This is a genomic window from Xenorhabdus innexi (genome assembly GCF_002632485.1).
Lineage (GTDB): Bacteria > Pseudomonadota > Gammaproteobacteria > Enterobacterales > Enterobacteriaceae > Xenorhabdus > Xenorhabdus innexi.
The window spans coordinates 1-2,707 of the sequence record NZ_NIBU01000136.1 but is presented as its reverse complement, the minus strand read 5'-3'; the positions used below and the strand labels follow the sequence as shown (position 1 = coordinate 2,707).

Here is a 2,707-nt window from a genome sequence, read left to right as displayed (position 1 = left end):
GGTGATCTTAAATTTTTCATGGAGTTCGGATAAACGCCTGCGTAACAGATAGGCGTGTTGATCACGGGCTTCTGCCGAGGGATTCAGCAGGTCTTCCACGCTGAGCGTCAGGATAACCCCGTTGATGGGCTGACGGGGCCGGTATTTTTTCAGCAGGTGAATGAAGGTCTTCCATTCTCTGATATGGGACGATTGAGCTGGGTTATCGGGGATCGTATAGTGTCCGGCAGTATCCAGCAGAACGGCTTCCGTGGTGAACCACCAGTTACAGCTCTGCCTGTCCTGTAGACTGTACAGGGCGGATTTGCCGAAATAATCTAATAAGGGAAAATTCAGGCCGGAATTCGCCAGTGCCGTGGTCTTACCAGAGCCCGGTGCCCCGATAACCAGATACCAGGGTAACTGGTACAGATACTGGCGGCTGAAAAAGCCGCGCAGGCCGGGTTTATTGTTCCCCTGTAGGCCGGAGAAATAAGCCTTGCGCAATAACTTTCGGGCATCCGTAAACCGTTCGGACAGGGTCAGGTATGGTGTATTGGTGAGATCTTCCTGTACTTTTTCTGAACCGCTATCGGTAATCCTGTTCAGCTGCTGAGCCAGTTTTTTATTCAGCCAGCGCCGGTATAGGTAGGGAACAAGTACACTGAAGACCCAGGCAAAATAGAGTGCGATAATGGTGGCAACCCGTATTGCCAGTGATTTAAACGGAACGATATCCCCAACCGCAATAATCGGCCCCCAGAAACCGATAATGAGGGCCAGCAGTGTGAACCCGATAAAACTCCAGGTCAGTCGGCTGGTGATAATCGAAAGAAGCACCTTTCCCATCTGAGTTTCCTCACCTTAATTGGGCATCAGGAGAAACTAACAGCGTGATTTCGACCCGTCTGTTTTTGGCGCGGTTTGCGGGCGAGTCATTGGGGACTAAGGGATCGCTGGCCCCTTTACCGGCTACTTTGACGCGTTCCGGCTGATCCAGATATCGCTGGAGTTCTTTTTGAACTGATTTGGCTCTGGCCAGTGATAACGCGTAATTGGATTTAAAGGACGACGAATAAATGGGGACGTTATCGGTATAGCCGACAACTAAAATGTCACCGGAGTTATGGTTGATCTCTTCGGCAATGCGCTTGATGATGTATAAATCATTTTTCTTGATTCGGGCTGATCCCGACCGGAATAGCCCATCCCCTTCCAGCGTAATCACATCCTTATCATTCATCGTCACGGTCAAGAGTCCGGCATCGATTTCAGGCTGTAACCGACTTTTGAGATTTAACGGCTTCTCTTTCGGCGGCATTGGCGGTGGCGGCGCTATTTTTTTCTCGGGCACCTCGGGTAGATGGATCTTATAGATGGCGGATAAAACCGGGGTTGTGACATTTTCCAGTCGCCAGTTCAGGCCGATATACAACAGACAGCCTAGAAAGCCCAGCAGGAGTATGCCAACCCACAGTGGTAAAAACGGCTTCCAGCGGGGATGGGGTCTGTTGAGTAGTTGCAGACTGGGGGACAGCGCCGCCGGATAGTGGCCCCGGATAGAATGGATTAACTGGTACAGACGTTGCTTCAGCGTTTCCAGCTGAGAGCGACCATTATCCATGATCCGGTAGCGTCCTTCAAAGCCGAGCAGGAGGCAAAAGTTAAGCAATTCCAGCAGCCACAGATGCTCTTTGGGGCTTTGGGATAATTTGGCCAGCAGTTGAAAAAATTTTTCCCCGCCCCAGGTTTCATTGTGGAATGTGACCAGTAATCCGCTGCCTGACCAGACACTGCGGCTGCCCCATGGAGTCAGGGCGGCGGCTTCGTCTAAGGCGGTGCACAGGCAATAACGTGCACCGATAATCACTTCATAGGGTTGCTCTGCCTGTTGGCAGGCCACTTCAAAGCGTCGGATTTCCTCGATCAAATGTTGCCGCAATGCAGCCGGATCAGGATGGATGGTGGTATGCCGGAGTTTGGGCAGGGTATTCAGCAGTGGATTGGCTGCTGCCACCAACGGATTGTCACGCGTTTCATCAAAAAACCATGTCGGATCAGTCTGCTGAGTGGCTGGTTTCGTCATCGGTCTCGTTACCTCTGTTTAGGCTGGTCACGTACATTAGGCTGATCACGGACAGCCCAAAACTCCATCTGTAAACCGGGAAACTCTCCCGCCAGATGCAGGGCAAATCCCCCAGCTTTATCCATCTGTTTCCATAACTCGCCCTCTTTTTCCAGTTCGAAATAGACATAGCCGGAGTGCCAGGGAATTTGCCGTGGCACAGCGGGTAAAGCGCGTAGGGGAATGCCGGGTAACTGCAACTGCACTAATTCACGAATGCGACCAACAGGGGCAATTTTCATCTGTGCCGGAAAGTGGCTCATCAGGGTGTCATTGGCAACCTCGGCATGGATCGCCAGAATAAAGCTGAATGTCTGCACCATATTGGCATGCGGCAGGGTGGCGATATTCAGCCCATGCGAATATTCGGTCAGCGGCAACTGGATGGCGTGCTCTTCCATAATAATGGACAGCCCCTGACGCAGCAGGAACATCAGTTGATTAAAACACCGGGTCAGGTTGTCATGGTCATAGCCGGGCAGATTTTCATCCGGGATGCGGTGTTGGGAAAACGTTGCCAGTTCGGTGGCAAATTGCAGCCACTCACTGAACAACCGTTCCGGATGCAGCAAGGCTATCTGGCGGATGTGGCTGACCTGACCA

3 protein-coding genes are annotated in these 2,707 nt (G+C 51.9%); all 3 read right to left on the bottom strand.

Going from position 1 to position 2,707, the window contains the following annotated elements:
* Positions 1–828, bottom strand: an 828-nt coding sequence (locus Xinn_RS20390) for a type VI secretion protein IcmF/TssM N-terminal domain-containing protein (RefSeq protein WP_280176158.1), incomplete at its 3' end; no start/stop codon positions are given.
* Positions 829–838: 10 nt separating this feature from the next.
* Entirely contained in the window at positions 839–2,065 is a 1,227-nt protein-coding gene (locus Xinn_RS20385) for a DotU family type VI secretion system protein (RefSeq protein ID WP_086953327.1), read from the bottom strand.
* 8 nt (positions 2,066–2,073) lie between these two features.
* A partial coding sequence (gene tssK, locus Xinn_RS20380) for a type VI secretion system baseplate subunit TssK (RefSeq protein ID WP_099137789.1) occupies positions 2,074–2,707 on the bottom strand: 634 nt, incomplete at its 5' end.

What these genes read in the sequence shown, in the direction of transcription:
- Xinn_RS20385 (WP_086953327.1), bottom strand. Translation starts at nt 2,065, where the DNA reads ATGACGAAACCAGCCACTCAGCAGACTGATCCGACATGGTTTTTTGAT.